This is a genomic window from Undibacterium sp. Dicai25W, from assembly GCF_049340505.1.
Lineage (GTDB): Bacteria > Pseudomonadota > Gammaproteobacteria > Burkholderiales > Burkholderiaceae_D > Undibacterium > Undibacterium jejuense.
Genome location: NZ_JBMPOQ010000014.1, coordinates 33,759 through 60,060, shown reverse-complemented (window position 1 = coordinate 60,060; position 26,302 = coordinate 33,759). Strand labels below are relative to the sequence as shown.

22 protein-coding genes are annotated in these 26,302 nt (G+C 47.4%); 14 read left to right on the top strand and 8 right to left on the bottom strand.

All coding sequences use genetic code 11. From position 1 onward, the window contains the following. Nucleotides 1-13: 13 nt before the first annotated feature. The gene (locus ACO0KY_RS14775; RefSeq protein ID WP_423047272.1) at nt 14-2,728 is read left to right on the top strand and encodes a DUF4118 domain-containing protein; all 2,715 of its coding nucleotides are present in this window, start codon (nt 14-16) and stop codon (nt 2,726-2,728) included. Further along, nucleotides 2,725-3,417 carry a two-component system response regulator KdpE gene (kdpE, locus tag ACO0KY_RS14770; protein ID WP_423000368.1) on the top strand — a complete coding sequence of 231 codons (693 nt, stop codon included), beginning with the start codon at nt 2,725-2,727 and terminating at the stop codon, nt 3,415-3,417. The genes ACO0KY_RS14775 and kdpE overlap by 4 nt, the downstream gene beginning before the upstream one ends. Before the next feature lie 23 nt (nt 3,418-3,440). Here kdpE and ACO0KY_RS14765 read toward each other — a convergent pair whose 3' ends face one another. The 7 genes from ACO0KY_RS14765 to grpE form a co-directional block, all read right to left on the bottom strand. Beyond that, a complete protein-coding gene (locus tag ACO0KY_RS14765) occupies nt 3,441-4,142 on the bottom strand; it encodes an SDR family NAD(P)-dependent oxidoreductase (RefSeq protein WP_423047270.1) in 702 nt (233 codons plus the stop codon). Then, nucleotides 4,139-4,360, bottom strand: coding sequence for a TIGR02450 family Trp-rich protein (locus tag ACO0KY_RS14760; protein WP_186913759.1), 222 nt, complete (start codon nt 4,358-4,360; stop codon nt 4,139-4,141). The genes ACO0KY_RS14765 and ACO0KY_RS14760 overlap by 4 nt, the downstream gene beginning before the upstream one ends. Before the next feature lie 134 nt (nt 4,361-4,494). Further along, nucleotides 4,495-5,169: a carbonate dehydratase gene (gene can, locus ACO0KY_RS14755; RefSeq protein WP_186913758.1), complete on the bottom strand. Its 675-nt coding sequence runs from the start codon at nt 5,167-5,169 to the stop codon at nt 4,495-4,497. 329 nt (nt 5,170-5,498) lie between these two features. After that, a complete protein-coding gene (locus ACO0KY_RS14750; protein WP_423047267.1) occupies nt 5,499-6,107 on the bottom strand; it encodes a chalcone isomerase family protein in 609 nt (202 codons plus the stop codon). Nucleotides 6,108-6,369: 262 nt separating this feature from the next. After that, nucleotides 6,370-7,494, bottom strand: coding sequence for a molecular chaperone DnaJ (dnaJ, locus tag ACO0KY_RS14745; protein WP_422992825.1), 1,125 nt, complete (start codon nt 7,492-7,494; stop codon nt 6,370-6,372). Between the two features lie 173 nt (nt 7,495-7,667). Continuing rightward, nucleotides 7,668-9,608 carry a molecular chaperone DnaK gene (dnaK, locus tag ACO0KY_RS14740; protein ID WP_422992823.1) on the bottom strand — a complete coding sequence of 647 codons (1,941 nt, stop codon included), beginning with the start codon at nt 9,606-9,608 and terminating at the stop codon, nt 7,668-7,670. 188 nt (nt 9,609-9,796) lie between these two features. Next, complete coding sequence (grpE, locus tag ACO0KY_RS14735) at nt 9,797-10,390, bottom strand: nucleotide exchange factor GrpE (RefSeq protein ID WP_423047265.1); 594 nt, start codon at nt 10,388-10,390, stop codon at nt 9,797-9,799. A 617-nt stretch (nt 10,391-11,007) separates the two neighbouring features. Here grpE and rfbB point away from each other — a divergent pair. The 4 genes from rfbB to rfbD are packed head-to-tail and all read left to right on the top strand — an operon-like array spanning nt 11,008 to nt 14,428. Next, nucleotides 11,008-12,075 carry a dTDP-glucose 4,6-dehydratase gene (rfbB, locus tag ACO0KY_RS14730; RefSeq protein WP_423047263.1) on the top strand — a complete coding sequence of 356 codons (1,068 nt, stop codon included), beginning with the start codon at nt 11,008-11,010 and terminating at the stop codon, nt 12,073-12,075. After that, nucleotides 12,072-12,968: a glucose-1-phosphate thymidylyltransferase RfbA gene (rfbA, locus tag ACO0KY_RS14725; protein WP_423047261.1), complete on the top strand. Its 897-nt coding sequence runs from the start codon at nt 12,072-12,074 to the stop codon at nt 12,966-12,968. Before rfbB ends, rfbA begins: the two co-directional genes overlap by 4 nt. Nucleotides 12,969-12,971: 3 nt before the next feature. After that, nucleotides 12,972-13,517: a dTDP-4-dehydrorhamnose 3,5-epimerase gene (gene rfbC, locus ACO0KY_RS14720; RefSeq protein WP_423047259.1), complete on the top strand. Its 546-nt coding sequence runs from the start codon at nt 12,972-12,974 to the stop codon at nt 13,515-13,517. Next, complete coding sequence (rfbD, locus tag ACO0KY_RS14715) at nt 13,514-14,428, top strand: dTDP-4-dehydrorhamnose reductase (protein WP_423047257.1); 915 nt, start codon at nt 13,514-13,516, stop codon at nt 14,426-14,428. The genes rfbC and rfbD overlap by 4 nt, the downstream gene beginning before the upstream one ends. 13 nt (nt 14,429-14,441) lie before the next feature. Here rfbD and ACO0KY_RS14710 read toward each other — a convergent pair whose 3' ends face one another. After that, nucleotides 14,442-14,837 (bottom strand): hypothetical protein, encoded by a 396-nt coding sequence (locus tag ACO0KY_RS14710; protein WP_423047255.1) that lies wholly within the window; start codon nt 14,835-14,837, stop codon nt 14,442-14,444. Here ACO0KY_RS14710 and ACO0KY_RS14705 point away from each other — a divergent pair. The 8 genes from ACO0KY_RS14705 to ACO0KY_RS14670 all read left to right on the top strand — a co-directional run bounded on the left by ACO0KY_RS14705 (nt 14,811) and on the right by ACO0KY_RS14670 (nt 26,226). Beyond that, nucleotides 14,811-15,590, top strand: coding sequence for a hypothetical protein (locus ACO0KY_RS14705; protein WP_423047253.1), 780 nt, complete (start codon nt 14,811-14,813; stop codon nt 15,588-15,590). The genes ACO0KY_RS14710 and ACO0KY_RS14705 overlap by 27 nt on opposite strands. Further along, nucleotides 15,583-16,560, top strand: coding sequence for a UDP-glucose 4-epimerase family protein (locus tag ACO0KY_RS14700; protein ID WP_423047251.1), 978 nt, complete (start codon nt 15,583-15,585; stop codon nt 16,558-16,560). Before ACO0KY_RS14705 ends, ACO0KY_RS14700 begins: the two co-directional genes overlap by 8 nt. A 32-nt stretch (nt 16,561-16,592) precedes the next feature. Further along, a complete protein-coding gene (locus ACO0KY_RS14695; protein WP_423047338.1) occupies nt 16,593-17,153 on the top strand; it encodes a sugar transferase in 561 nt (186 codons plus the stop codon). Between the two features lie 65 nt (nt 17,154-17,218). Continuing rightward, nucleotides 17,219-19,174, top strand: a complete 1,956-nt coding sequence (locus tag ACO0KY_RS14690; RefSeq protein ID WP_423047249.1) for a polysaccharide biosynthesis protein — start codon at nt 17,219-17,221, stop codon at nt 19,172-19,174. Nucleotides 19,175-19,248: 74 nt separating this feature from the next. Further along, nucleotides 19,249-20,625, top strand: a complete 1,377-nt coding sequence (locus ACO0KY_RS14685; RefSeq protein WP_423047247.1) for a phosphomannomutase/phosphoglucomutase — start codon at nt 19,249-19,251, stop codon at nt 20,623-20,625. A gap of 183 nt (nt 20,626-20,808) precedes the next feature. Next, nucleotides 20,809-21,786: a lipopolysaccharide heptosyltransferase I gene (gene waaC, locus ACO0KY_RS14680; RefSeq protein WP_423047245.1), complete on the top strand. Its 978-nt coding sequence runs from the start codon at nt 20,809-20,811 to the stop codon at nt 21,784-21,786. 446 nt (nt 21,787-22,232) lie between these two features. After that, nucleotides 22,233-23,513 carry a lipid IV(A) 3-deoxy-D-manno-octulosonic acid transferase gene (waaA, locus tag ACO0KY_RS14675; RefSeq protein ID WP_423047243.1) on the top strand — a complete coding sequence of 427 codons (1,281 nt, stop codon included), beginning with the start codon at nt 22,233-22,235 and terminating at the stop codon, nt 23,511-23,513. Between the two features lie 217 nt (nt 23,514-23,730). Further along, entirely contained in the window at nt 23,731-26,226 is a 2,496-nt protein-coding gene (locus ACO0KY_RS14670; RefSeq protein ID WP_423047241.1) for an adenosylcobalamin-dependent ribonucleoside-diphosphate reductase, read from the top strand. Nucleotides 26,227-26,302 lie beyond the last annotated feature (76 nt).

Sequence of the window (26,302 nt, the reverse complement as noted above, 5' to 3'; positions counted from 1 at the left end):
CACTATTGAGACAATGAATACCTACCGTCCCGATCCAGATGCACTGCTAGATAAAATCCAGCGCGATGACCAGCGACAACAACGTGGTCGCTTGAAAATTTTTTTCGGTGCCTGTGCCGGAGTCGGTAAAACCTACGCGATGCTGAATGCCGCGCACGCGCAGAAAGCCAATGGCGTTGACGTATTAGTCGGCGTCGTCGAAACACATGGTCGACAAGATACGGTACAAATCAGTCAAAACCTCGACGTCTTACCGCCGAAAAAAATTCAGTACAAAGACCGCATTCTGTCCGAGTTTGATATTGACGAAGCTTTGCTGCGTCATCCCGATCTGATATTGATGGACGAATTAGCCCATTCCAACGTCGCCGGATCACGCCATGCCAAACGCTGGCAAGATATCGAAGAATTACTCGCCGCCGGAATCAACGTCTACACGACCGTCAATGTACAGCATTTAGAAACACTCAATGACGTCGTGGGGCAAATTACCGGCATTCGTGTTTGGGAAACGGTGCCAGACAAAGTGTTTGATCAAGCCGATGAAATTACGCTGGTTGATCTGCCACCGGATGAATTACTACGCCGCCTCAAAGAAGGCAAAGTTTACCTGGAACAACAGGCCCAACGGGCTGCCAAGAATTTTTTCCGCAAAGGGAATCTGATCGCCTTGCGTGAACTGGCATTGCGCCGCACCGCCGATCAGGTTGACGTCCAAATGCGCGATTACCGCGCAGACCAGTCTATCAATACAGTCTGGCAAGCCAAAGAGCGTTTGCTGGTTTGCATAGGCCCCGATGAAAGCGCCAGCAAATTAGTACGCGGCGCAGCACGCCTTGCTGCTAGCCTGCGGGCTGATTGGATCGCGGTTTATGTCGAAACGCCAAAGCTACAGAATCTTAACAACGACAAGCGCGAAGCGATTATGAAAACGCTCAAACTTGCGCAAGAGTTAGGTGCCGAGACCACAACGCTGGCAGGTGAAAGCTTACCAACGCTGCTATTGAGCTATGCACAAAGTCGCAATGTCTCAAAAATCGTTATTGGCAAATCTTTACGTCCTGCTTGGGAACGTTTGCGTCGGAATAGTCTCGCTGATGAACTGGCAAACCGCACCAAAGATATCGATATTGTGATGGTGGGACATGATCTGGAAGCCAGTTCAGAAAAATCACGCGGCATCGTTGGCACAAGCCATTTGAACTCTGAACAAGAAAAGAAAACCAGCACCAGCGATTACATCTGGACAGCAGTCGTTTGTATGGGTGCGACTCTCATCAGTGCAGGTTTGACGCAAATTTTTGATCTCGCTAATGTGGTAATGTTGTATTTGTTGGCCGTTGTATTTATTGCGATTCGCTTTGGGAGAGGCGCATCTATACTTGCGTCTTTCCTGAGTGTGGCGAGTTTTGATTTTTTCTTCGTGCCCCCACGATTTTCTTTCAGCGTCAGCGATAGCCAGTATTTATTTACGTTTGCGATTATGCTGGCGGTATCGCTAATCATCAGTAATTTGATGGCGAATCTGCGCTTTCAGGCACGTATCGCGCACTACCGCGAACGCCGTGCCGATGCGCTCTATACCATGACAAAATCTTTGTCAGGCGCATTGATGATAGAGCAAATTATCGAAATCAGTACCGAACATGTAGCACCAGTGTTCCAGGCCAAAGTTGCAGTCTTGCTGCCAGATAGCCACGAAAAAGTACGTCCACCAGTGTCTGGTGGCAATGAGAAATCAACCTTACAAGAGCTCGATACCGATGTCGCGCAATGGGTCTACGATAACGCACAAAAAGCTGGGCTAGGTACCAATACTCTGCCCTCTAATGCGGTGTTGTATATCCCTTTGCAAGCGCCCATGCGCACGCGCGGCGTGCTGGCGATTGCACCGCATGATCAGCAACAGATTTTCCAACCAGAGCAGCAGCAATTATTGGATACCTTCGCTTCCCAAATTGCACTGGCTTTAGAGCGCGTACATTATGTCGACGTTGCCCAAGATGCGCTGATCAATATGGAGGCAGAACGTCTGCGTAACTCACTGCTCTCGGCTATTTCGCATGATTTACGCACACCATTGACCGCCATCGTTGGTTTAGCCAGCACCCTTGATGAACAAACTGATTTAACCGAAGAAAAACGTCACGAATTAAGTCATGCTATTCATGAAGAAGCCCTCAGGATGAGCGGTTTGGTGGCCAACTTGTTAGATATGGCACGCCTGCAATCCGGTAAAATCAATTTGAATTTGCAATGGCAACCATTGGAAGAAGTGGTTGGCAGTGCACTGCGCGCATGCCACCACAGTCTGATCGGTCATCAATTGGAAACCAATATTCCAAAAGACCTTCCTTTGCTTTCTTTTGATGCGGTGTTAATTGAACGTGTACTGTGCAATTTAATTGAGAATGCGGCTAAGTACGGCGAAGGAATGATTCACTTAGCTGCCGTCAAACACAAAGACGACGTCTGGGTCGTCATTACCGACAACGGCCCGGGCTTACCAACGGGTATCAATATTTTTGAAAAATTCACGCGTGGTGATGTCGAATCAGCGAGCCCTGGGGTTGGTCTGGGTCTGGCAATCTGTGAAGCCATTGTCAATGCACACGGTGGTAAAATCTGGGGAGAAACGCTGGAAGATGGGGGCGCACAATTTACCTTCTCTCTTCCTATTGGCAATGCGCCCGCAATGCCCCCTGTCATCGAGTCGGAAATAGCATGAGCGAAAGCAAAATACACATCGTCCTGATAGAAGACGAAAAACAAATCCGTCGGTTTCTTACTGCTGCATTTGAGGCAGAAGGGATGGAAGTTTATGAAAGTGAAACCGGAAAACAAGGCTTAATTACTTGTGCCACACGCAAACCTGACTTGTTGATCGTCGATCTTGGTTTGCCTGACATGAACGGTCTCGACGTCATACGTGACGTGCGTAGCTGGAGTGAAGTGCCGATCATCGTTTTATCGGCCCGCACGCAAGAACAGGAAAAAGTCGCCGCACTCGATGCGGGTGCCGATGACTACCTGAGCAAACCCTTCGGAGCGGCCGAATTGATTGCACGTATCCGTGCGCACTTGCGCCGCCGTCAACCTGCAAATGCGCAGGCTGAATCGATTTTTCAGTTTGGCGAAGTCAACATTAACTTTGGCTTGCGCACCGTGACGCGCGGCGAAGAAGCCATCCACCTGAGCCCACTCGAATATCGTCTGTTATCGGTGTTGGCACGCAACGCCGGTAAAGTCATGACGCATCAGCAGTTACTCAAAGAAGTATGGGGGCCAAACCATTCTGAAAGTAGTCATTACCTCAGAATTTACATGGCGAATTTGCGTCAGAAACTAGAACGTGAACCGGCCCAGCCTAAGCATTTTATTACTGAAACCGGCGTAGGCTATCGCTTAGTGACTTGAAGAATTGAAACAGACGAGAGCGGCTACCATGGTAGCTGCTGATCATCGTAGGTATAAAATTTACCCGATTGATCAGGTGTTTTTTGATTAATCACATTGAGCATATCTGTAACCGCATCATCCGCATTTCTGGCCAGACTTCCACCACGGAACGGTTGCGACAGTCCGGATTGCACGGTACCCGGATGCAAAGCCAATAAAACGGCATTTTTCTGACTACGTTTTAATTCTATCGCTGCCGTTTTAACCAACATATTCAGTGCCGCTTTTGAAGCGCGGTAGCTGTACCAACCACCTAAGCGATTATCTTCTATGCTCCCCACCTTTGCAGATAACAACGCCATCACACCGCGCTCCCGGTCAAGTAAGGGCGTGAAGTAACGCATGACCAAAGCTGGTCCAAACGTATTGATTTCAAAAATATGTTTGAGGTATTGGTATTCCAGGTCAGCCAGTTTTTTCTCTGGCATAAAATTATCACCATGCAAAATACCTGTGGCGTTAATGATCAGGTGAAACGGCCCCTGCGGCGCTACAGCCTGTGCAGCTCGCTCTATGCTCTGTTCGTTCGTAAAATCAATCGCCGGTCTTGAGTGGCGATGCAACTCAATCACCTGCGCATCAGCACGATGCGCGTGCAGGAGTCGCACAAACGCAGCGCCAATCGCACCAGTCGAACCAATCACCAATGCGCGCATATTTGGCGGAAAAGAATCTAAACTCATTTCCACCCCCGCTGCCATTGACTATCATCGCATAAGTCGCGCCAGGGAATCTGGCGCACAGCCTTGCTATAGACCGCTTCAATTTCGATCAACTCTGGCGGCTGATCGGGGTCCATTGGCTCAACCAGTTTGGTCACAATAAAATGCTTTTGTTTAGCAACGATTTCCATCGCAGTCCACTTGGATAAAAGCAATTTTTTTGGCTGTATAAGATTCACTTTTTTACCCGGCAATTTGCTTAAGTTCAGTCAGCTTAATGTATAAAAACAGTTAAGCATAAAAACAAAAAGTTCAGCATACCATTAAAAGCTAAAGTAAATTGGGAGCAACATTGCCCCCAATTTTTCGTCAATTAAATTGATCCAGAATAGCGCGCCAGACTTGCCTTCACATGGCCAGCCAGCGTCTCAGGGGAACTGACCGTCATGCCGAGCTCACTGAGCAAACCATCTTGCAAGCCATATACCCAACCATGTACCGTAACCTCTTGTCCGCGCTCCCACGCATCCTGAATCACCGTCGTCTTGCAAACATTAACCACTTGTTCGATTACGTTGAGTTCGCACAAACGATCGCCACGTTCTTTCAGATTCAGGGTTTCGCCCATATAACGTTCGTATTTTTGGTGCACGTCTTGCACATGACGAAGCCAGTTATCAGCCAAGCCAACACGTCCACCCGTCATTGCTGCGTGTACGCCGGAACAACCATAATGGCCACAAATAATAATGTGCTTTACGCCCAAGACGTCAACCGCAAACTGCAACACAGACAAACAATTTAAGTCTGAATGAACGACAACATTGGCAATATTACGGTGAACAAATAATTCACCGGGAAGCAAACCAAGTAATTCATTTGCCGGAACTCTGCTATCAGAACAACCTATCCACAAGTATTCCGGATTTTGTTGTGCAGCAAGTTTTTTAAAAAAATCTGCATCTTTATCGTGTATCGCTTGCGCCCAACGGCGATTGTTTTCAAACAACTGCGCTGGGGTCAATTCTGTTCGGATTTGGTCTACCATCGTATTGCCTTGAATGTGAAACAGGCATGATTTTAACCGTTTCTCCGACATCCCTGTTATTTCTGCTCAGCTTGGATGAACGGCAATCAATCAAGGATTCTATCAAATCATTGCCTATGCCCCCACACCAGAGAATCGATGATGGAAACCAGTGAGCTTGCAACATCAGGATAAATGGTGATAACGACCAGCCCACGCACTGAATAATGTTGATGTATGTACATTACCAGCATCTAGCGGGGTGACGAGAGGAAGATAACAAATTCAAATTTTAAAAAAAAGAGAAGGAACCTCTCCTTCTCTTCTTTATGAACGAAAACTAAAATAAGTTAGCGGAATGCGCTACGGTTCTCTGACTCACCTAGCATGGCCTTCTTCAGACCACTATCAACTGGGCTTTCACCCAGCCAAATACGCAGTAGGGCATTGTAGAAAAGAATATCCGGATAAGGATCACCCATTTTTTTACCGTTGAGGGCAACCACGGTACCAACACCAGGGATCCAGTCATTGGTCATCACATCACCCTTTTTCAGCTCGGGAACGGATGCGAACAATTCTCCAAAACGCAAAAACTGAGAAGTGAGTTTGGCTTTATCTCCTTTATCCGTATTTTTTTGTATCCCTTGCATAAATCCACGGCTAAAATCTTCACTGCTCAGATCACGCATCATCACCAAGGTTACACGACGCGGACCGTCAGAATTCAGAACATCTTGGACCGTGGTCTTTTTTTCTTTCAAGTACAAACCAGCAACATATACTTTAAAAATTGCTTTGTAGCGTATACCAGCGCCATTTAACTTGAGTTCGGTATTGGCGAGCTGCAATGTATCATCCAACTTCACACCAGCGACTTCCGTTGCATGAACCCCGGTAGCAACGCCCATCGCTAAGCCACATACAGCTAACCAAAATTTCAATTTCATCAAACGCATTTTGTCTCCTCTGATCGATGATCTCATGTTGAGAGTAAAAATATTACCGTCCGAAGAAATCGAACGCTCAACAATGTCCCATTATATTTGTAAGCTTTTGTAAATGGTCATTTAGCTTAACCTAAATCCTGCTAGTTCTCTTGTGCTTTTTTGGAGCATTTTTTCTAATTTGCACAATTTAAGGGCGCATTTGTGGGTAAAAAAAAGCCCTGCTGAAATTCAACAGGGCTATGCTTTATGCGACGAAGTGTTCAAAGCCGTTTTATTCAAAAAACTTTTTCACTTTATCCATCCAGGTCTTGCTTTGTGGGTTGTGTTTTGAACCGCCTTCAACCGTCAATTGCTCAAACTCGCGTAGCAAGTCTTTTTGCTTCTCGGTCAGTTTTACTGGTGTCTCAATCACAACGTGGCAGAACAAGTCGCCAGCGTATCCAGAACGCACACCTTTGACGCCTTTACTACGCAAGCGGAAAGTCTTACCAGATTGCGTACCTTCAGGCACGGTAAATGATGCTTTACCGCTGAGTGTTGGTACTTCAATATCACCACCTAAAGCTGCTTTGACAAAGGAAATCGGAATTTCACAATGTAAATCATCGCCTTCGCGTTGGAACACTGGATGCTGTTTGATATGGATTTCAACATACAGATCGCCCGGAGGCCCGCCATTGACGCCAGGCTCACCGTTGCCGGATGAACGAATACGCATGCCGTCATCAATACCGGCTGGAATCTTCACTTCCAGGGTTTTATTGCGTTTGATACGACCAACACCAGAGCAAGTCGGGCATGGATCGGGAATCATTTTGCCTGTACCGTGGCATTTAGGACAGGTTTGCTGAATGCTGAACAAGCCTTGTTGCATGCGCACCTGACCGTGTCCGGCGCAAGTGGTACATGTCACAGGAGAGGTTCCAGGTTTAGCGCCTGAGCCATGGCAAGTGTCGCATTCATCCCAGCTTGGAACACGGATCGTGGTATCAAAACCGTTCGCTGCTTGCTCTAAAGTGATCTCAAGGTTATAGCGCAAATCTGCACCACGATAGACCTGAGGTCCGGCACTGCGGCGACCACCGCCACCACCAAAGATATCACCGAAAATGTCGCCAAACGCATCTGCAAAACCACCGGCACCGCCACCTCCGCCACCGCCCATATTTGGGTCAACACCAGCATGGCCGTAACGGTCATAGGCATCACGCTTTTGGCTATCTGAAAGCATCTCGTAAGCTTCTTTGGCTTCTTTGAATTTTTCTTCGGCAGCCTTGTTATCCGGATTACGATCCGGATGGTATTTCATCGCCAGCTTACGATAAGCCTTTTTAATTTCTTCTTCTGAGGCGTTTTTACCGACTCCGAGAATTTCGTAAAAATCACGCTTCGCCATCTCGATTACACCTTGTTTTTATTGATTCACATTGTGCGACAGTCGCGTTCAATGTGTCATTTTAAAAGTTCAAAAACAGTTACTACAAAAGCGCAGAGACGCAGAGATTATTTGATTTTCTCTGCGGCCTCTGCGCCTCTGCGCTTATACGTCGCCGTTATTGGGTGACGGGATTACTTGTTATCTTTGACTTCTTTAAAGTCAGCATCAACAACGTCGTCATCCTTCGCATGTGCTTCTGCGCCAGCCGCACCTGCGCCACCTGCAGCACCGGCAGCAGCTTGTTGCGCTTGCATGTCGGCATACACTTTTTCACCGAGCTTTTGGGATGCTGTAGAGAGCGCGCCCAATTTAGTGTCAATCTCAGCTTTGTCACCGGATTTCAGTACATCTTCCAGATCTTTGATCGCTGCTTCGATCTTCTCTTTTTCGCCAGCTTCTAACTTATCGCCATGTTCAGACAACGCTTTTTTGGTGGAATGAACTAATGCATCACCTTGATTGCGGGACTCAGCCAATTCTTTGACTTTTTTGTCTTCTTCCGCATTTAATTCTGCGTCTTTCACCATTTTCTGGATTTCTTCTTCAGTCAGACCAGAGTTAGCTTTGATCGTGATTTTATTTTCTTTGCCAGTGGCTTTGTCTTTTGCACCTACGTGCAAAATACCGTTCGCATCGATATCAAAAGTCACTTCGATCTGTGGTGTACCACGTGCTGCTGGTGGAATACCTTCCAGATTGAATTCGCCCAAGCCTTTGTTACCGGCAGCGATTTCACGCTCACCTTGATAAACCTTGATCGTTACAGCTGGCTGATTGTCATCCGCTGTCGAGAACACCTGGCTAAACTTGGTGGGGATCGTTGTGTTCTTCTGGATCATCTTAGTCATTACACCGCCCAGAGTTTCGATACCCAGGGACAACGGTGTTACGTCCAGTAACAACAAATCTTTGCGATCGCCAGACAAGACCGATCCTTGAATCGCTGCACCAACCGCTACTGCTTCGTCAGGATTCACGTCTTTACGTGGTTCTTTACCGAAAAAGTCTTTGACCAGCTCTTGCACTTTAGGCATACGGGTCATACCACCAACCAGGATGATGTCGTCGATGTCTGATGTTTTCACGCCAGCATCTTTGATCGCCAGACGGCAAGGTTCCATGGTTTTTTGGATCAGTTCTTCAACCAATGCTTCCAATTTTGCACGTGTGATTTTCAAATTCAAATGCACTGGTGCGCCATTGGCCATCGCGATGTACGGTTCATTGATTTCTGTTTGCTGTGCGCTGGACAATTCAATTTTTGCACGTTCAGCAGAGGCTTTAATACGTTGCAAAGCAATCGGATCTTTGGACAAATCCAGACCATTGATGTTTTTGAATTCAGTAATGATGTAATCGATCACGCGTTGATCGAAGTCTTCACCACCGAGGAAAGTATCGCCGTTTGTGGACAATACTTCGAATTGCATTTCGCCATCAACGTCAGCGATTTCAATGATCGATACGTCGAATGTACCGCCACCCAGATCGTAAACTGCAATCTTGCGATCGCCTTTTTCTTTTTTGTCCAGACCAAAAGCCAATGCCGCTGCGGTTGGTTCATTGATGATGCGTTTAACATCCAGACCAGCGATACGGCCTGCATCTTTAGTTGCCTGACGTTGCGCATCGTTAAAGTATGCTGGGACAGTAATAACCGCTTCAGTCACTTCTTCGCCGAGGTAATCTTCAGCGGTTTTTTTCATTTTACGCAAAACTTCTGCGGAAATTTGTGGTGGTGCCAAACGTTTGTCGCGCACGGAAACCCACGCATCGCCGTTGTCGGCCTTGGAAATCGTGTAAGGCATCAGACTGATGTCTTTTTGCACTTCTTTTTCTTCGAATTTACGACCGATCAAGCGTTTTACCGCGAACAGTGTATTTTTTGGGTTGGTAACAGCCTGGCGTTTCGCAGATGCGCCAACCAGAATTTCACCATCTTCTTGATAAGCAATGATAGACGGCGTGGTACGTGCGCCTTCAGCGTTTTCGATAACTTTAGGCTGGCCGCCTTCCATGATAGCAACGCAAGAGTTGGTTGTACCCAAATCAATACCAATCATTTTTCCCATGATTTTTCCTCAGAATTATTTAGATTTTATGTATTTGTCAATATTTTTGAGTTAATCTAAATTATTGAACTTTTGTCGTTTTCACTCATCAAAAGCTTCAAGAACTTAATTAAATAACTCGTCTGTACCCGATATTAGGTAAAAAACCTGCTTTTCAAGCGTTTTTTGCTGGTTTTTTACGCTTTTTTTTATTTACCTTGTGCAACGGTTACTAAAGCCGGGCGTAACAAGCGATCAGCGATGTTATAACCCTTTTGCAAAACAGTAACGACGGTGTTTGCATCTTGTTCAGCAGGCACCATAGAAATGGCTTGATGTTTCATAGGATCCAGTTTTTCACCTTGAACTGGATTGATTTCCATAAGGCGATTTTTTTCAAAGGCCGCATTTAACTGCTTCAATGTCATTTCAACACCCTCTTTCAAGGAGTCAATTGACGGTGTTTCAACCTTTAATGCCATTTCCAGGCTGTCTTTGACTGGCACCATTGCTTCAGCGAAACCTTCAATGGCAAACTTGTGGGCCTTAGAAATATCTTCCTGAGCACGACGGCGGATATTTTCACCATCTGCTTTAGCACGCATAAACGCGTCTTGCAATTCTGCAACTTTCGCTTCTAGTTCAGCGATGATTTGCCTATTTTTTGCTTCTGCATCAACCACTTCCTCAGAAATGGCCGCTTCGGTTTCTGCTACTAGTTCAGCCGCTGACTGAACAGTTTCAGCCGCCTGCTTAGCTGCCTGAGTTTCATTTTCTGTTTGCATATTTTCTTGGTGTTGCATTCTTAACCTCCAGTCAATTACATATTGCAGCCGTACATGGCGATGGCATCTGTTTTTTCAAGCCCCAAATGACATTTTTTTGCTTACCATCAAAACTTTCAATCCCCCCTTGTTGCTATGCAGCAATTTGAATTACATTTAGAAACAAGAAGGAAACAAATCCATACGAACAAAATGCATTTCAATATCTATCCTGAAAAACTCTTCAACACAGTTTCATTTTTCCGGCCTTAGGGGGCTCCCATGAAACTTACATTGGTCGCTACATTGGTCCTTGCCTACGCCATTATCACGACTATCTGGATTTGCTTGTCGCAAATAGACAGTAATTAATCGACTCCATTTAATAGACTCCATTATTTTTTACTAAATCTCTCACTTAGTAAAATCGATATAAGGTTAACCCTAGGTGCGTAGTCTCGCCTTTGTCTATTTACAATTTCTCCGTGAACTTTGAAATGGCACCAAGAAGTCGCCAATTTAGGGGAATTTCCAGCTATTAAGCATGTAAAAATCAAATTAAATTCTCTTTTGACAACCTATATTTCTAGCTAATACCCCCTGAACTCTAGTAAAATCGCGAGCTAATTTGAAGTTACTACTTTAGGGGTTTGAGAATGATATTTGTTACAGGCGGTGCTGGTTTTATCGGCGCTAATTTTGTCTTGAGCTGGCTGGCACAGTCCGATGAGTCGGTACTGAATTACGATAAATTGACTTATGCAGGTAATTTAAACAACCTGACCAGTTTGCGCAATGACGAACGCCACTTGTTTGTGCAAGGCGATATTTGTGATGGTGATAAGTTAGCTGCCCTGTTTGCGCAACACCAGCCACGCGCGATTTTGCACTTCGCTGCCGAAAGCCATGTTGACCGCTCGATTCACGGCCCTGCTGCCTTTGTTACCACCAATGTCAATGGTACCTTTACCTTATTGGAAGCAGCACGCGCCTATTGGAATACGCTGGATGCTGAGAAGAAAGCCGCCTTCCGCTTCCTGCACGTATCAACCGATGAAGTCTATGGCACCTTGTCTGCGGAAGACCCGCCATTCACTGAAACCACGGCCTACGCACCAAACAGCCCTTACTCCGCATCCAAAGCAGCATCTGATCATTTGGTACGCGCTTACCACCATACTTATGGCATGCCAGTATTGACCACTAATTGCTCAAACAATTACGGTGCGTATCATTTTCCTGAAAAATTAATTCCGCTGATCATCACCAATGCCCGCGCCGGTAAAGATCTGCCAGTCTATGGCGATGGTCAACAAGTGCGTGACTGGCTGTATGTAACCGACCACTGCGCTGCGATTCGTCGCGTGCTGGAATCCGGTCGCGTTGGCGAGACCTACAACGTGGGTGGCTGGAATGAACAAACCAATCTGAGCGTCGTCCATACCATTTGCGATTTGCTCGATGAATTACAAGCCAAGCCAACAGGCAGCTACCGCGATCAGATCAAACATATTACCGACCGTCCTGGTCACGACCGTCGCTACGCCATTGATGCGCGTAAGATCGAACGTGAATTGGGCTGGAAACCAGCAGAAACCTTTGAAACCGGACTGCGTAAAACCGTGGAATGGTATCTCGCTAATGACGCCTGGGTCGCTCAGGTGCAATCCGGTGACTACATGAAGTGGGTCGATCTGCAATACAGTAATAAGGAACAAGCATGAGTTTCACACCTTCTTCCCGCAAAGGGATCATCCTCGCAGGTGGTTCAGGCACGCGCTTGTACCCTGTGACCAAAGCAGTTTCTAAACAATTGCTGCCGGTCTACGACAAGCCCATGATTTACTATCCGCTGACATCGCTGATGTTAGCCGGCATGCGCGATATCCTGATCATCTCCACACCGCAAGACACACCACGCTTTGTCGAATTGTTAGGTGATGGCTCACAGTGGGGTATCAATCTACAATACGCGGTACAACCGTCACCAGATGGGCTGGCGCAAGCCTTCATTATCGGTAAAGAATTTGTCGGCAACGCGCCATCAGCACTGATCTTGGGCGACAACATCTACTACGGTCACGATTTTGAGCCGCAACTGCGTAATGCTGATGCCCGCAATCAAGGTGCTACCGTGTTTGCGTATCACGTGCATGATCCAGAACGTTATGGTGTGGTTGATTTTGATGCGAACAAACAAGCCATCAGCATTGAAGAAAAGCCGCTCAAGCCAAAATCCAACTACGCTGTTACCGGTTTGTATTTTTATGACAATCAGGTGTGCGATATTGCCGCGAATATCAAACCGTCACCACGTGGTGAATTAGAAATTACCGACGTCAACAACGTCTACCTGAAACAAGGTGAACTGAACGTCGAATTGATGGGTCGCGGTATGGCATGGCTCGATACCGGCACCCATGAATCATTGCTTGAAGCAGGCCAGTTTGTGGCGACAATAGAAAAACGCCAGGGCTTAAAAGTTGCGTGTCCGGAAGAAATCGCGTTCCGCCGCAATTACATCAGCGCCGAACAACTCGAAGCTTTAGCGCAACCTCTGAAGAAAAACGAATACGGCCAGTATTTGCTGCGTCTTCTGCAACACAAAACTTTTTAAGCTATGAACGTTATTAAAACCAATTTACCAGAAGTCATTATCATAGAACCGAAAGTCTTCGGTGATGAGCGCGGCTTTTTTTACGAGAGTTTCAACGCCAAAAAATTTGCAGAATTGACTGGCGTTGACCTGGAATTTGTTCAGGACAATCACTCGATGTCGGCGAAAAATATTTTACGTGGCTTGCACTATCAGATCCAACAAGCACAAGGTAAGCTGGTACGCGTGGTGTCGGGCGAAGTATTTGACGTTGCGGTCGATTTGCGCAAAAGCTCACCACGTTTTGGTCAATGGACGGGGGTAACTTTATCCGCCACTAATCAGCGCCAATTGTGGATACCACCTGGTTTTGCACATGGCTTCGTGGTGACCAGCGAAAAAGCAGAATTCTTGTACAAAACAACGGATTACTGGGCGCCAGAATTTGAACGCAGCCTGATGTGGAATGACCCAGCCATTGGTATTGAATGGCCAATCACTGAAGCACCCGTCTTATCCGGTAAAGATCAGGTCGCCAAATTGCTGGCGGATGCAGAGGTCTTTGTATGAGAATTTTGCTCACTGGTGTGACGGGTCAACTCGGTCACACTTTGCAACCGATTTTAAGTCAGCATCACGAAGTGATCGCGCCAACCCGCGCTCAACTTGACCTCAGCGATGCGGCTGCGATTGCCGCCTTTGTCGCCGACTGCAAACCGGACCTGATCATCAATCCCGCCGCTTACACTGCCGTTGATAAGGCGGAGACGGAAGTTGAGCTGGCACAGGCGATCAATGCCATCGCCCCTGGCGTTTTTGCTGAACAGGCAAAGAAACTGGGTATAGGACTGATTCATTATTCGACAGACTATGTGTACGACGGTAGCTTACGCGACGACAATGGCAAGCTGCCAAGTTACACCGAAGACGCACCAACGAATCCAGTCAACGTCTACGGAAAAACCAAACTCGCGGGTGAACAAGCAATTATTGCCAGCGGTTGCAAATACCTGATCTTCAGAACAAGTTGGGTGTATTCGACCTTCGGAAAAAACTTCTTGTTGACGATGTTGCGTCTAGCTAACGAACGCGACGAATTGCGTGTTGTGAACGATCAATGGGGTGCGCCGACATCGGCCAATGCCATCGCCGACATCAGCGCCGCTATCGTCGCGCAGTTGAACTCGGCTGAAGATGCTGCAACATGGTGGACATCACATCAGGGAACCTACCATCTGACCACCAAAGGACGCACCAGCTGGTGTGGCTTTACGCAAGAAATCATGCGTCAGGCGAGTGCTGCTGGTCGTTTGCAAAAAGCGGCGCCAACGGTCACGGGCATCCCGGCAACAGAATACCCAACCCCGGCACAACGTCCGGTCAATTCCTGTCTGGATACTAGTTTGCTGGCGACAACGTTTCATGTGCACATTCCGGAGTGGGAAGCAGCTTTGGCACATGTTCTGGGCAAGATAGCGTAACAAGTTTTATCTGCTAGGTTTTTTTCATCCTGATTTTTGTCAATTTCCCGACCGGCGTTTGCCGAGCTGGGAAATTGATGTGAACACATAAACATGCAGACAAATAAAAGGTCAATGTATTTTTGATAAAATTCTGGCCTTCGATCAGACATATTTGCCTCTTCTTACCGAAAACAACGATAAATTGAACTAAAAGCTGCTTTTCAAATGATGCTTGTTTCGATATTGTTGCATACTCGATTTTTATCTGCTTTTGGCGGTTTTTAATTTTTCGCAGTTGGCATACCCAAAAATGCCGAATCACTGCACTAACGACTCGCCCGGAATCAGCCCAAGAATATCTCTGGACAATAATGATAAAGTTAGCAATGGAATTTTCAGCATGATTCATATCGCCATCGTCAGTCATGGCCACCAGGATCTGCTCATCGCAAGTCAGATTGGTGGACTACAAGACGCAGGTGACGATATTCATGTCTGGATTAAAGACAATCTGCCATCAAGCGAACTCAAAGAATATTGCTTGCGCCATCGTGTGTCGTACACCGACGCATCGCCAGGCTTGGGCTTTGGTGCAAATAATAATTTCTTATTTGCACAGATAAAAAATAGCGTAGGCATTCAAGCTGATGATATTTTTATTGTTATGAACCCGGATGTCAGCACTGACCAGGCAACCATATTAGAATTGGTGCGTTTAATGCGCGCTGATCATGCAGCCTTGGCAACATTAAACCTGTACCGCGATGCCAATTTTGAAACGCCTGATGCAAATATACGGCGCTTTCCAGACTTCTTTTCTCCGATTCGGATGGCATGGGTGCGCTCCTTGACCGAACCATACAATAAAAGCGATTATAAATCGGCGGGACTAAGCGACTGGGCTTCGGGCGCTTTTCTGGCGTTTAAAGCTAGCCATTATCAACTCCTGCACGGTTTTGATGATCGCTATTTTATGTATTTTGAAGATGTAGATTTGTGCTACCGATCCAGCCTGATGTTAGGGCATGGTGTACGCTACTATCCGCAATTAAAAGCCTTACATAGTGCCGCTCGCAAAAACCGTAATGTTGCATCACGCCACGCAAATTGGTTTATTCGGAGCTTTTTGAAATTCATTTTCCGCAAATATTTTGTCTATAGCGGTGCCAAACATGTCTGAACAGTTGCGCTTTCCGGATAAGAGTAAAATTTTGCTGACTGGAGCCAGCGGATTTGTTGGTCAGGCTATTTATCGGGCCCTGGTGAATCATTCTGAACGCTTGATCTGCCCGACCAGACGCCCCATCAATAAATTGAATGCGGAGGTCAGCAATCCGCACCTCAGCGATTTGTCAGCGCAAACTGACTGGTCAGGATTTCTGGCTGACGTTGGTATTGTGATTCACTGTGCAGCGCGGGTACACGTAATGCAAGAAGCAGTCGCTGATCCGCTGCCCTTATTTAGGCAAGTGAACGTGGATGCCACGATGCGACTGGCAGAACAAGCAGCAAAAGCTGGTGCAACCCAATTCATATTTATTAGCTCAGTTAAGGTCAATGGCGAAGGCACAAAGCCAGGCCATGCATACAATGAAACGACCCCATCTGAAGCGCAAGATCCGTATGGCATCTCCAAACGCGAAGCAGAAAATGCACTATTGGCTCTTGGTGAACGTAGCGGAATGCACGTGACTATCATACGTCCGCCGCTGATTTACGGGCCCGGTGTCAAAGCCAATTTTGCCAGTATGTTGAATTGGGTCGAAAAAGGCATCCCGCTACCGTTTGCCAGCATTAAGAATAAGCGCAGCTTTGTTTACCTGGAAAATTTGGTCAGTCTGGTATTGTGCTGTCTGCGTAATCAGAATGCGGCACAACAAGTGTTTTTGGTATCCGATGACCACGATTTATCGACAGCAGAATTATTACAACTGAGCGCCAAAGCTTTGCACATGCCGTCGCGCTTACTGCCGTTTCCACCAAAGCTATTGATTCTGCTGGCAAAACTCGCGAGGCGTCCCGCCATCAGCGACAGGCTGTGCGGCTCTTTGCAGGTAGACATCAGCAAGGCAAAGCAAGTTTTAGGATGGACGCCGCCTTATTCGGTAGAGCAAGGTTTAGCTGCGACGATGCTGGCAAAGTCTGCATGACTCAACTATTTCTTAGCATTCCTTAGTTTATGATAAAACGCATTTTTGATTTATTTCTGGCTTTCATCGCAACAGCCATTCTTGCCGTTCCTTTGATCCTGACGGCATTGTGCGTCAAACTGACTTCAAAAGGCCCGGTGGTCTATTGGTCGAATCGTGTTGGCAAGAACAACGTTATTTTTAAGATGCCAAAATTTCGCAGCATGCGCATAGATACACCCGCAGTTGCGACACATTTACTCACCAACCCCGACCAATATCTGACACCGATTGGCTCCTTCATCCGCAAATCTAGTCTGGATGAATTGCCACAGTTATGGAGCATCATCAATGGTGATATGAGCTTTGTCGGTCCGCGACCAGCACTTTACAATCAGGATGATTTGATTACGTTGCGTACGGAAAATCAAGTACATACCATTGCCCCTGGCTTGACTGGCTGGGCGCAGGTCAATGGTCGGGATGAACTACCTATTCCTGTCAAGGTTGAACTGGACGCATATTACTTGCAACATCAATCATTTTGGCTCGACATTCGCATTCTGTGGATGACGTTTTTCAAAGTAGTGCGCCGTGACGGTATTACCCATTAAAGCACTGCAAGTACCCAAAGCATATACTGCACATTCAGCACCTAAAGCGCGAAAGTAGACACACCATGTTGCACTATCTGATTAACTTGTCGAGGCTGCAAAAACAAATCATTGCCGCGAGTCTGGACGCCGTTTGCCTGCCTGTGATTTTTATCCTGGCAATCTGGCTGCGTTATGAGGGTTTTAATGAAGAGTTATTCCGCCACTACTTTGGACTGATCATCTCGATTCCATTGATCTCAGTACCTATTTTCATACGCATAGGCTTGTATCGGGCAGTAGTACGCTTTATTGATCAAAAAATTATTAGTACGATCCTCATTGGTGCCAGCACCTCAGTATTATTGCTGGCTTTCATCGGCATCATGTTACACATCATGCCAATTTCCAGGGCGATTTTTGGCTTTTATTGGGCTGGTGCCATGATCTACCTGTGCGCTAGTCGCTTCATTGCGCGCACTTGGTTGCTCAATGCTGGTATGTCCGAAAATGCAATTCCGGTGTGTATTTATGGTGGCGGTAAAGCAGGTGCATTGCTGGCTGGCGCCCTGCGTTCAGGAGGCGAGTATGTGTGTGTCGCGTTCGTTGATGATAACAAGCATATACAAGGCTCCACCATCGCCGGTATCAAAGTTTATAATCCAGCCGATTTGGATAGCCTGGTACCGAAACGCGACATCAAACAAATTTTATTGGCCCTGCCAACGATTTCTAAAGCACGACAAAAGCAAATTCTGGATCAACTCGAGCACCTGAAACTGAAGATCAAAGTCACACCCTCGATTCAGAGTCTGGTCAACGGTGAGTTACGGGTACAAGACATTCGCGATGTCGAAATTGAAGACTTGCTGGGACGTGATCAGGTTGCTCCGGATGCGCGTTTGCTGGCAACCTGTATCACGAATAAACATGTCATGGTGACCGGTGCTGGTGGATCGATAGGATCGGAACTGTGCCGTCAGATCGTCCGCCAAAAGCCAAAAAAACTGATCTTGTTAGACATGTCGGAATACGCTCTGTATGCGATCGAACAAGAACTTAGTGTCTTGCGCTCGCAACTGAACCTGGATCTGGAAATATTGCCGTTTCTTGGCAGTGTCCTTGATGCTGCCAAGTTGGATAAGATTTTTTCCGCTTTTCCGATCGACACGCTCTACCATGCTGCGGCTTATAAGCATGTGCCTCTGGTAGAGCATAATCCTGTCGAAGGCATACGCAACAATGTGTTCGGTACGCTGACTGTTACACAAGCTGCGATGCGCGCAAAGGTCAAAAATTTTGTCCTGATCTCAACCGATAAAGCAGTTCGCCCAACCAATGTCATGGGTACCACTAAACGCATGGCTGAATTGATTTTGCAGGCTTGCGCACGCAAGCAACACACAACCCGTTTTTGCATGGTACGTTTTGGTAATGTGCTGGGATCTTCGGGATCGGTGGTGCCGCTGTTCCGCAAACAAATTATGGAAGGTGGGCCGATCACCCTTACGCATCCGGAAATCACGCGCTATTTCATGACTATCCCTGAAGCAGCTCAACTGGTGTTACAAGCCGGTGCAATGGGCGAAGGTGGCGATGTTTTCGTTTTAGATATGGGCGAGCCGGTAAAAATTGTCGATCTGGCGCGCCGCATGGTGCATTTGAGTGGCTTGGAAGTTAAATCAGAAACAACCCCGGATGGAACGATAGAAATCCAGCACGTGGGCTTGCGTCCCGGTGAAAAATTGTTTGAGGAATTATTAATCGGCGACAATGTCGAAGGAACCACTCATCCTTTGATCATGAGGGCGCAGGAAAACGAAATACCATGGGACAACCTGAATAATTTCTTGCAGGAATTAGAAACCGCCTGCAATGACTTTAATTACGCCGAAATTCGTGCTCTCTTAATGAAAATAGTGGCTGAATACCAACCTCAATGTGGGATTGAAGATCTGATCTGGCAAGCCACGGAAGGCAGCACGATGCAGGATGATAAAAAGGCGGTCATAGAGAGCAAAAATCTGCGCCTGTTACCCTGATTATCAGCCCCTACGCAACACAAGTGAATTAAAAGCGTTTATATATTGATTTAAATTTTTACACTAAGGCCTTTATGTCCCTACTCTCTCCAAGCATCTTTAAAGCCTACGATATTCGCGGCATTATTGGCAAAACACTGGACGCCGACGTGGCGTTTCAAATCGGCCAGGCCTTCGGTACCGCAGCGCTGGCAAAAGGCGAAAAAGCCGTTGTAATCGGCCGCGATGGCCGCTTGTCAGGTCCTGAGTTGATCTCTGCACTGGCCAAAGGTCTGCAATCGACCGGGGTAGATGTGATTGATTTGGGCGTTGTGGTAACACCGATGGTGTACTTTGGTACCAATGTGTTAGGCGCAGCGTCTGGCATCATGGTCACAGGCAGCCACAATCCGCCAGACTATAATGGCTTCAAAATGGTGCTGGCTGGCGAAGCCATTTATGGCGATGCGATTCAAGCCTTATACCAGGCAATTTTGAAAAAAGAATTTGCAACTGGTAGTGGTAACTACCGCACGCACGACATCAAAGCGACCTATCTGGAACGCATCATCAGCGACGTTAAACTGACTCGCCCCATCAAAATCGCGGTAGATTGCGGCAATGGCGTAGCAGGTGCTTATGCAGCGGATCTGTACCGCGGCATGGGCTGTGAAGTGATTGAGTTATTCTGCGAAGTGGACGGTACTTTCCCAAATCATCATCCAGATCCTGCCCATCCAGAAAACCTGCAAGACTTAATCCGTTGCCTGCAAACGACCGATGCTGAAATCGGTCTGGCATTCGACGGCGACGGCGACCGTTTAGGCGTGGTAACCAAAGATGGTCAGATCATTTACCCTGATCGTCAATTGATGTTATTTGCCGAAGATGTGTTGACGCGCAATCCCGGTGCGCAAATTTTGTATGACGTGAAATGTACACGCCATATTTCTGCCTGGGTGAAAGCTCGCGGTGGCGTACCACTGATGTGGAAAACTGGTCACTCGCTGGTCAAAGCCAAACTGCGTGAAACTGGTTCCCCGCTTGGCGGCGAAATGAGCGGTCATATTTTCTTTAAAGACCGTTGGTACGGTTTTGACGATGGCCTGTATGCAGGTGCGCGTTTGCTGGAAATTCTGAGCCGCGTGGCCGACATGACTACAACCTTAAATCAATTGCCACAATCAGCATCCACCCCAGAATTGCAACTGCAATTGGCAGAGGGGGAAAACTTCACCATTATCGCTGCGATGCAAGCCAATGCTGACTTCCCGGGTGCTGACGAAGTCATCACGATAGACGGCTTGCGTGTTGAATATCCTGACGGCTTTGGTCTGGCACGCTCATCCAACACGACACCCGTGATCGTCATGCGTTTTGAGGCTGAAACACCCGCTGCACTGAGCCGCATTCAGGGCGCATTGAAGCAGGCAATTCTGGCAGTCAAACCCGAAGCGCAATTGCCGTTTTAAATTGCTCTCTTCTCGAAATTAAGCAGACAAATATATATATACTCTACCCAGTAATTTTTAGTGACCTAGTAATCATCTTGATATCTGGGATGATTTTTAAATTTTCTGGGGGAGTATATTAATGCCCTGCCTAATTAATTCGTCTTTCGTTTCCGCTACCACCTCTCTTGCAATAGCCATTCCGTGAAAATCCTCCTGATCCGCGTTTCTTCCTTGGGCGATGTGTTGCATAACATGCCTATCGTCGATGATTTGCATCGTCACTTCAACAACGCACAAATCGATTGGGTGGTCGAAGAGGCCTATGTCAATCTGGTGCGCTTACATCCCGGGGTACAAAATATCATTCCGTTCGCGCTGCGACGTTGGCGTAAAAATCTCGGAGCGGCGGCAACACGGCAAGAGATGAAACATTTTTATCAAGCCCTCAGAAAAGAAAAATACGATCTGGTGCTTGATACCCAAGGTTTATTCAAAACCGGCATGATTATGGGGATGACCCGTCTGGCGCCAGGCGGTAAAAAAGTCGGATTGGCGAACGGTACTGAAGGGTCAGGGTACGAGGGTATTTCACGTTTTTTCCATCACCAAAGCGTGCCGGTGGATCGACATACGCATGCCGTGCTGCGCGGTCGTTTAGTCGCCGCCGCAGCCGCTGGATATACAGTGAACACGCCCGCCAGCTTTGGTTTGGAACCACCGCGAGACACACCAGCATGGTTACCGGGTGAGCCCTATGTCGTGTTCTTTCACGGCACGGCAGGCGCAGCGAAAAAGTGGGCACGTGCTCACTGGGTAGACATTGCTGAGGAATTACGCCGCTACGCATTACCTATTTTGCTACCTTGGGGTAACGCCGCTGAAAAAGCCGAAGCAGAAGCGATGGCTGCACAAATGCCGAATGCCCGCGTACTCCCAGCGCTATCCATGCAGGAAGCAACAATCCTCGCACAATCCGCCGCACTCGCCATTGGCGTTGATACTGGTCTGACCCATATTGCCGCCGCCTATGAAACTCCGACCATAGAAATTTATTGCGCATCACCAAAGTGGAAAACCGCAGGAAATTGGTCTGACAAAATTATCAATCTCGGTGACCAAGGCTTTCCACCCGCCCCTCATGAAGTCAAACAAGCAATAAAGCAGTTATTAGTTGCCTAATTGTTGTCTGAAATTATTTAAATTAACTTAACTTTGCTTCATTTTTTTTCATACTTTCAGTGCAAAAATGCAGTTTGGTCTCACTACTCAAGGATTTTCGGGTATATTCCGTCGTCCTGATGAGTGAGGCCACGTTGAATGAGCGCTCTGAACAATCTTGATCACTATGCCATGAGCCTAGCAAGGCCCTTGCTCCAACAGCGAGAGCTGCCTGAATTTACTTTCATTCACGCAATTCAATGAGTCAGTACACGCTCACAAACAGCTTTTTGCTTTTAAACCATTGTAGTCAGGCTTAAGAGTCCGAAGCATGCGCGGAATTAACCGCAATTTGATCAGCACATCACGAACAAATTGAACAACTTCAACCATTAACATCATTGCCGCACTTGATGGTATTGTGCTGGTGAATTTAAAAAACTAACAAAGTTACTTAATCTGTCTTAATGCGCCTTCTATACTCACTCGTCTGGGGATTATCCCTGCCTTTCGCACTGTTTCGCTTGTGGTGGCGTGGTCGTCAGGAACCTGGCTATCGTCAGCACATTGAAGAGCGACTAGGCTTTTATGCACCTTATGACGCGTCGCCAACGATCTGGGTACATGCCGTGTCAGCTGGCGAAACGCGCGCTGCTGAGCCGCTCATACGCAGTCTGCTGGCACATTATCCGCGACACCAATTATTGCTGACCCACATGACCGCCACAGGACGGGAAACTGGTGGAAAATTATTTGCTGATGTGGCAAGCCGCGTGCGTCAATCGTATTTGCCTTACGACATCAACTGGATGATGCGCCGCTTCTTACGCCATTATTCCCCACAGCTGTGTGTTCTGATCGAAACTGAAGTCTGGCCGAATTTGATTGCACAATGTACTTCAGCACAAATTCCAGTCACGTTAGTGAATGCTCGCTTGTCAGCAAAATCACTGAAAAAAGCCCAAAAGCTATCGACCCTGATTTTGCCTGCAGCACACGCCATCAGCGCCGTTGCCGCCCAGTCGAATCCTGATGCACAACGTCTGCAGGAATTAGGCATTGATCACCCTAGTGTCACCGGCAACATGAAATTTGATGTCACGCCACCAGCAATGATGGCAGAACGTGGTGCAGCGCTGCGGCGCAGTCTGGGTGATCGCCCTATCATCCTTTGCGCCAGTACCCGCGATGGTGAAGAAGAATTAATTCTCGATGCTTTTTTGGAACAATTCCCATTACTAGAACAAGCGCCGCTGTTAATGATTACACCACGCCATCCGCAACGCTTTGATCAGGTGGCGCAAATGATAGAGGCGCGTGGCATATCGTATGTGCGACGCTCAGCCTTTGATCACGAGGTCGTAACACCGATTTCTGAGAAAGTTCAGCTAGTGCTCGGTGACAGTATGGGCGAAATGTATATGTACTATGCGACTGCCGATGTCGCTTTTGTCGGTGGCAGTCTGGTACCGCTGGGTGGTCATAATCTGATCGAAGCATGCGCTATGGGTAAAGCCGTATTGACAGGATTGCATACTTTTAATTTTTCTGAAATTACTGATCAGGCAATAGCTGCACACGCGGCTTTGCGCGTTGATGGCGCACGTAGTATGCTACGTGAAGCACTGGCATTACTGCATGACGACAAGAAGCGCCAGCAGATGGGCAAAAGCGCATACGCTTTCTTCTTACAACATCAGGGCGCTACGTCCAGAACGCTGGATATACTGAAACCTTTCCTGAATTAAATCAAATCAGGAATCCATCATACGTAAGTAATTAGCAAGCAATTAGTCTTAAAAAAAATACCCGAAATTCAAGCTGATAGAAACGCCTTGATAACAGTCAAGGCAGCTCTGTCGCCACTGTCTATACTGGGACGATCATGCAGTCAGTACACCTGGCGCGGACCAGATCAGCGACATCAAAACATGAACAATCATCTCAAAGTGAAATAAATCAACCATGAACGCCAACGAAAAAATCCTAGGAATCACTGACATGGCTCCCCAAGAAATCTCCCTCGATGTATTGCTTGAAAAATATGCTAAAGGCGATGAAGCCACGATCCATGACGTACAAGCACGTGTCGCCAAAGCACTGGCCGCGGTAGAGCAAGCCGATGCACAGGCTTACTACGAAGAAAAATTTCTGTGGGCGCAAAAGAATGGTTTTGTACCCGCTGGGCGTATCAATTCTGCCGCTGGTATGGATTTGCACGCGACATTGATCAATTGCTTTGTGCAACCGGTGGGTGATTCGGTTTCCAGCCCGACAGATGGCAAACCTGGTATTTACGCGGCCCTGGCCGATGCGGCAGAAACCATGCGTCGTGGTGGCGGTGTTGGTTACGATTTTTCCAGCATCCGTCCTAAAGATGCTTTAGTCCGTGGCACGCGCTCGCGCGCTTCGGGCCCGGTCTCGTTTATGCAAGTATTTAACGCATCTTGCTCAACAGTCGAGTCAGCTGGTGCACGTCGTGGCGCGCAAATGGGTGTGCTGCGTGGCGATCATCCAGACATTTTGGAATTCATCCGCTCTAAAGACGAAGGTGGTCTCACCAACTTTAATATCTCTATCGGCGTCACCGATGAGTTCATGCACGCGGTTGCCAATGATGGCGACTTCTGCCTGGTACACAAAGCAGAACCGAGCGAAGATAAAAAAGCCAACGGCGCTTATCAACGTGAAGACGGTATCTGGGTTTATGAAACAGTGCGCGCGCGCGATCTGTGGGACATCGTCATGAAATCCACATACGATCACGCCGAACCTGGCATTTTGTTTTTGTCACGCATGAATGCAGAAAACAATTTGTACTACTGCGAAAAAATTGAAGCCACCAATCCATGCGCAGAACAACCATTGCCAGATTACGGTTGCTGCTGCCTCGGTTCTGTCAATCTGACACGCTTTATTAAAAATCCATTTAGTGCCAGCGTCAAATTTGATTTCACCGCGTTCCAGGAAGTGGTCGCCGTGGCGACCCGTATGCTCGATAACGTATTAGATGCTACCGCATGGCCACTGGATCAACAACAAGCAGAAGCCATGTCCAAACGTCGCGTTGGGCTCGGATTCCTTGGCCTTGGTAGCGCGTTGGTGATGTTAGGCGTACGCTACGACTCCGAAGAAGGTCGCGAATTTGCACGTCAGGTTTCTGAAACCATGCGCGACGCCGCGTATCTCGCATCAGCAGAATTAGCGAAAGAAAAAGGCGCATTTCCTTTATTTGACAGCAAACACTACTTAGCGGGCAGCTTTGCACAACGCCTGCCAAAAAACCTGCGCGCCATCATCAAAAAAAATGGCCTGCGCAATTCGCATTTATTATCGATCGCTCCTACTGGTACGATTACTTTAGCATTTGCTGACAATGCATCGAATGGTATTGAGCCAGCGTTCTCCTGGGTGTATAACCGCAAAAAGCGCATGGCTGTTGGCGATGCACGCATCTATGAAGTCGCCGATCACGCATGGCGCATGTACCGTGCGATGGGCAACGATGTGTCTGACGATAGCAAATTACCGCAGCAGTTCGTCACTGCTCTAAATATGTCTGCCAGCGATCACATGAAGATGCTGCAAGTGGTGCAGCCTTACATAGATTCAGCGATTTCTAAAACAGTGAACGTGCCGGCAGATTATCCTTACGCAGATTTCCAGAATCTGTATATGGATGCATGGCACGCTGGCCTCAAAGGTTTGGCAACTTACCGTCCAAATAGTATTTTGGGTAGCGTGTTGTCAGTAGCCTCTAGCACACCAGAAGCTGCGCCAGAAATCAAAGCCGTCCCAGACGAAGATTTACTGCGTAAGCAATTCGATGGCCGCCCATTTGGCGACCTGGAATCGGTAACGTCAAAAGTACAGTATATGACTTACGAAGGTAAGAAAACGGTGTACCTGACAGTCAGCTTCATCCACGTCCAAGGCATGGTCGGTGGTGAGCGCGTGACGATAGAACGTCCGTTTGAATTCTTTATGCCAGCCGGACAAAAGAACGATGGCCAACAATGGATTTCTGCGAGTATGCGTCTGTTGTCGATGGCAGCCCGTTCTGGCGGTTCCATTGCCAAAGCCCTCGCCGATATGCGCGAAGTAGTGTGGGACAAAGGCACGGTACGCTGCGGTATGATTACCAAAGATGACGGCACCCAGGCACCGTTGTTCCATGAATCTGAAGTCGCTGCAATTGGCTATTCTCTGCAACGTATTTTGATGAAGCGCGGCTACCTCGATGCGTCAGGTAATCAAATTCCTGTACACGTATTAGCTGAAAAATTCAAAGCGCGTATGCAGCAATATACGCTCGATGACCTCGCCTACGAAGCCGATACAGCACCAATCAACTACATTGCGACCGGAAAAAAATGCCCAGATTGCGGCGCTCATGCATTACAAAAAATCGACGGCTGCAGCCGCTGTGTTTCTTGTGGTTATGTTGGGGCATGCGGATAAGAATGTAATCGGGATCTCATCATGCTAAACCGTCATTCCTGCATTTTTTTAGTAGGGATGACGGTGTAGCATGGCA

What these genes read in the sequence shown, in the direction of transcription:
- ACO0KY_RS14775 (WP_423047272.1), top strand. Translation starts at nt 14, where the DNA reads ATGAATACCTACCGTCCCGATCCAGATGCACTGCTAGATAAAATCCAG.
- kdpE (WP_423000368.1), top strand. Translation starts at nt 2,725, where the DNA reads ATGAGCGAAAGCAAAATACACATCGTCCTGATAGAAGACGAAAAACAA.
- ACO0KY_RS14765 (WP_423047270.1), bottom strand. Translation starts at nt 4,142, where the DNA reads ATGAGTTTAGATTCTTTTCCGCCAAATATGCGCGCATTGGTGATTGGT.
- can (WP_186913758.1), bottom strand. Translation starts at nt 5,169, where the DNA reads ATGGTAGACCAAATCCGAACAGAATTGACCCCAGCGCAGTTGTTTGAA.
- ACO0KY_RS14750 (WP_423047267.1), bottom strand. Translation starts at nt 6,107, where the DNA reads ATGCGTTTGATGAAATTGAAATTTTGGTTAGCTGTATGTGGCTTAGCG.
- dnaJ (WP_422992825.1), bottom strand. Translation starts at nt 7,494, where the DNA reads ATGGCGAAGCGTGATTTTTACGAAATTCTCGGAGTCGGTAAAAACGCC.
- dnaK (WP_422992823.1), bottom strand. Translation starts at nt 9,608, where the DNA reads ATGGGAAAAATGATTGGTATTGATTTGGGTACAACCAACTCTTGCGTT.
- grpE (WP_423047265.1), bottom strand. Translation starts at nt 10,390, where the DNA reads ATGCAACACCAAGAAAATATGCAAACAGAAAATGAAACTCAGGCAGCT.
- rfbB (WP_423047263.1), top strand. Translation starts at nt 11,008, where the DNA reads ATGATATTTGTTACAGGCGGTGCTGGTTTTATCGGCGCTAATTTTGTC.
- rfbA (WP_423047261.1), top strand. Translation starts at nt 12,072, where the DNA reads ATGAGTTTCACACCTTCTTCCCGCAAAGGGATCATCCTCGCAGGTGGT.
- rfbC (WP_423047259.1), top strand. Translation starts at nt 12,972, where the DNA reads ATGAACGTTATTAAAACCAATTTACCAGAAGTCATTATCATAGAACCG.
- rfbD (WP_423047257.1), top strand. Translation starts at nt 13,514, where the DNA reads ATGAGAATTTTGCTCACTGGTGTGACGGGTCAACTCGGTCACACTTTG.
- ACO0KY_RS14705 (WP_423047253.1), top strand. Translation starts at nt 14,811, where the DNA reads ATGATTCATATCGCCATCGTCAGTCATGGCCACCAGGATCTGCTCATC.
- ACO0KY_RS14710 (WP_423047255.1), bottom strand. Translation starts at nt 14,837, where the DNA reads ATGACTGACGATGGCGATATGAATCATGCTGAAAATTCCATTGCTAAC.
- ACO0KY_RS14700 (WP_423047251.1), top strand. Translation starts at nt 15,583, where the DNA reads ATGTCTGAACAGTTGCGCTTTCCGGATAAGAGTAAAATTTTGCTGACT.
- ACO0KY_RS14690 (WP_423047249.1), top strand. Translation starts at nt 17,219, where the DNA reads ATGTTGCACTATCTGATTAACTTGTCGAGGCTGCAAAAACAAATCATT.
- ACO0KY_RS14685 (WP_423047247.1), top strand. Translation starts at nt 19,249, where the DNA reads ATGTCCCTACTCTCTCCAAGCATCTTTAAAGCCTACGATATTCGCGGC.
- waaA (WP_423047243.1), top strand. Translation starts at nt 22,233, where the DNA reads ATGCGCCTTCTATACTCACTCGTCTGGGGATTATCCCTGCCTTTCGCA.
- ACO0KY_RS14670 (WP_423047241.1), top strand. Translation starts at nt 23,731, where the DNA reads ATGAACGCCAACGAAAAAATCCTAGGAATCACTGACATGGCTCCCCAA.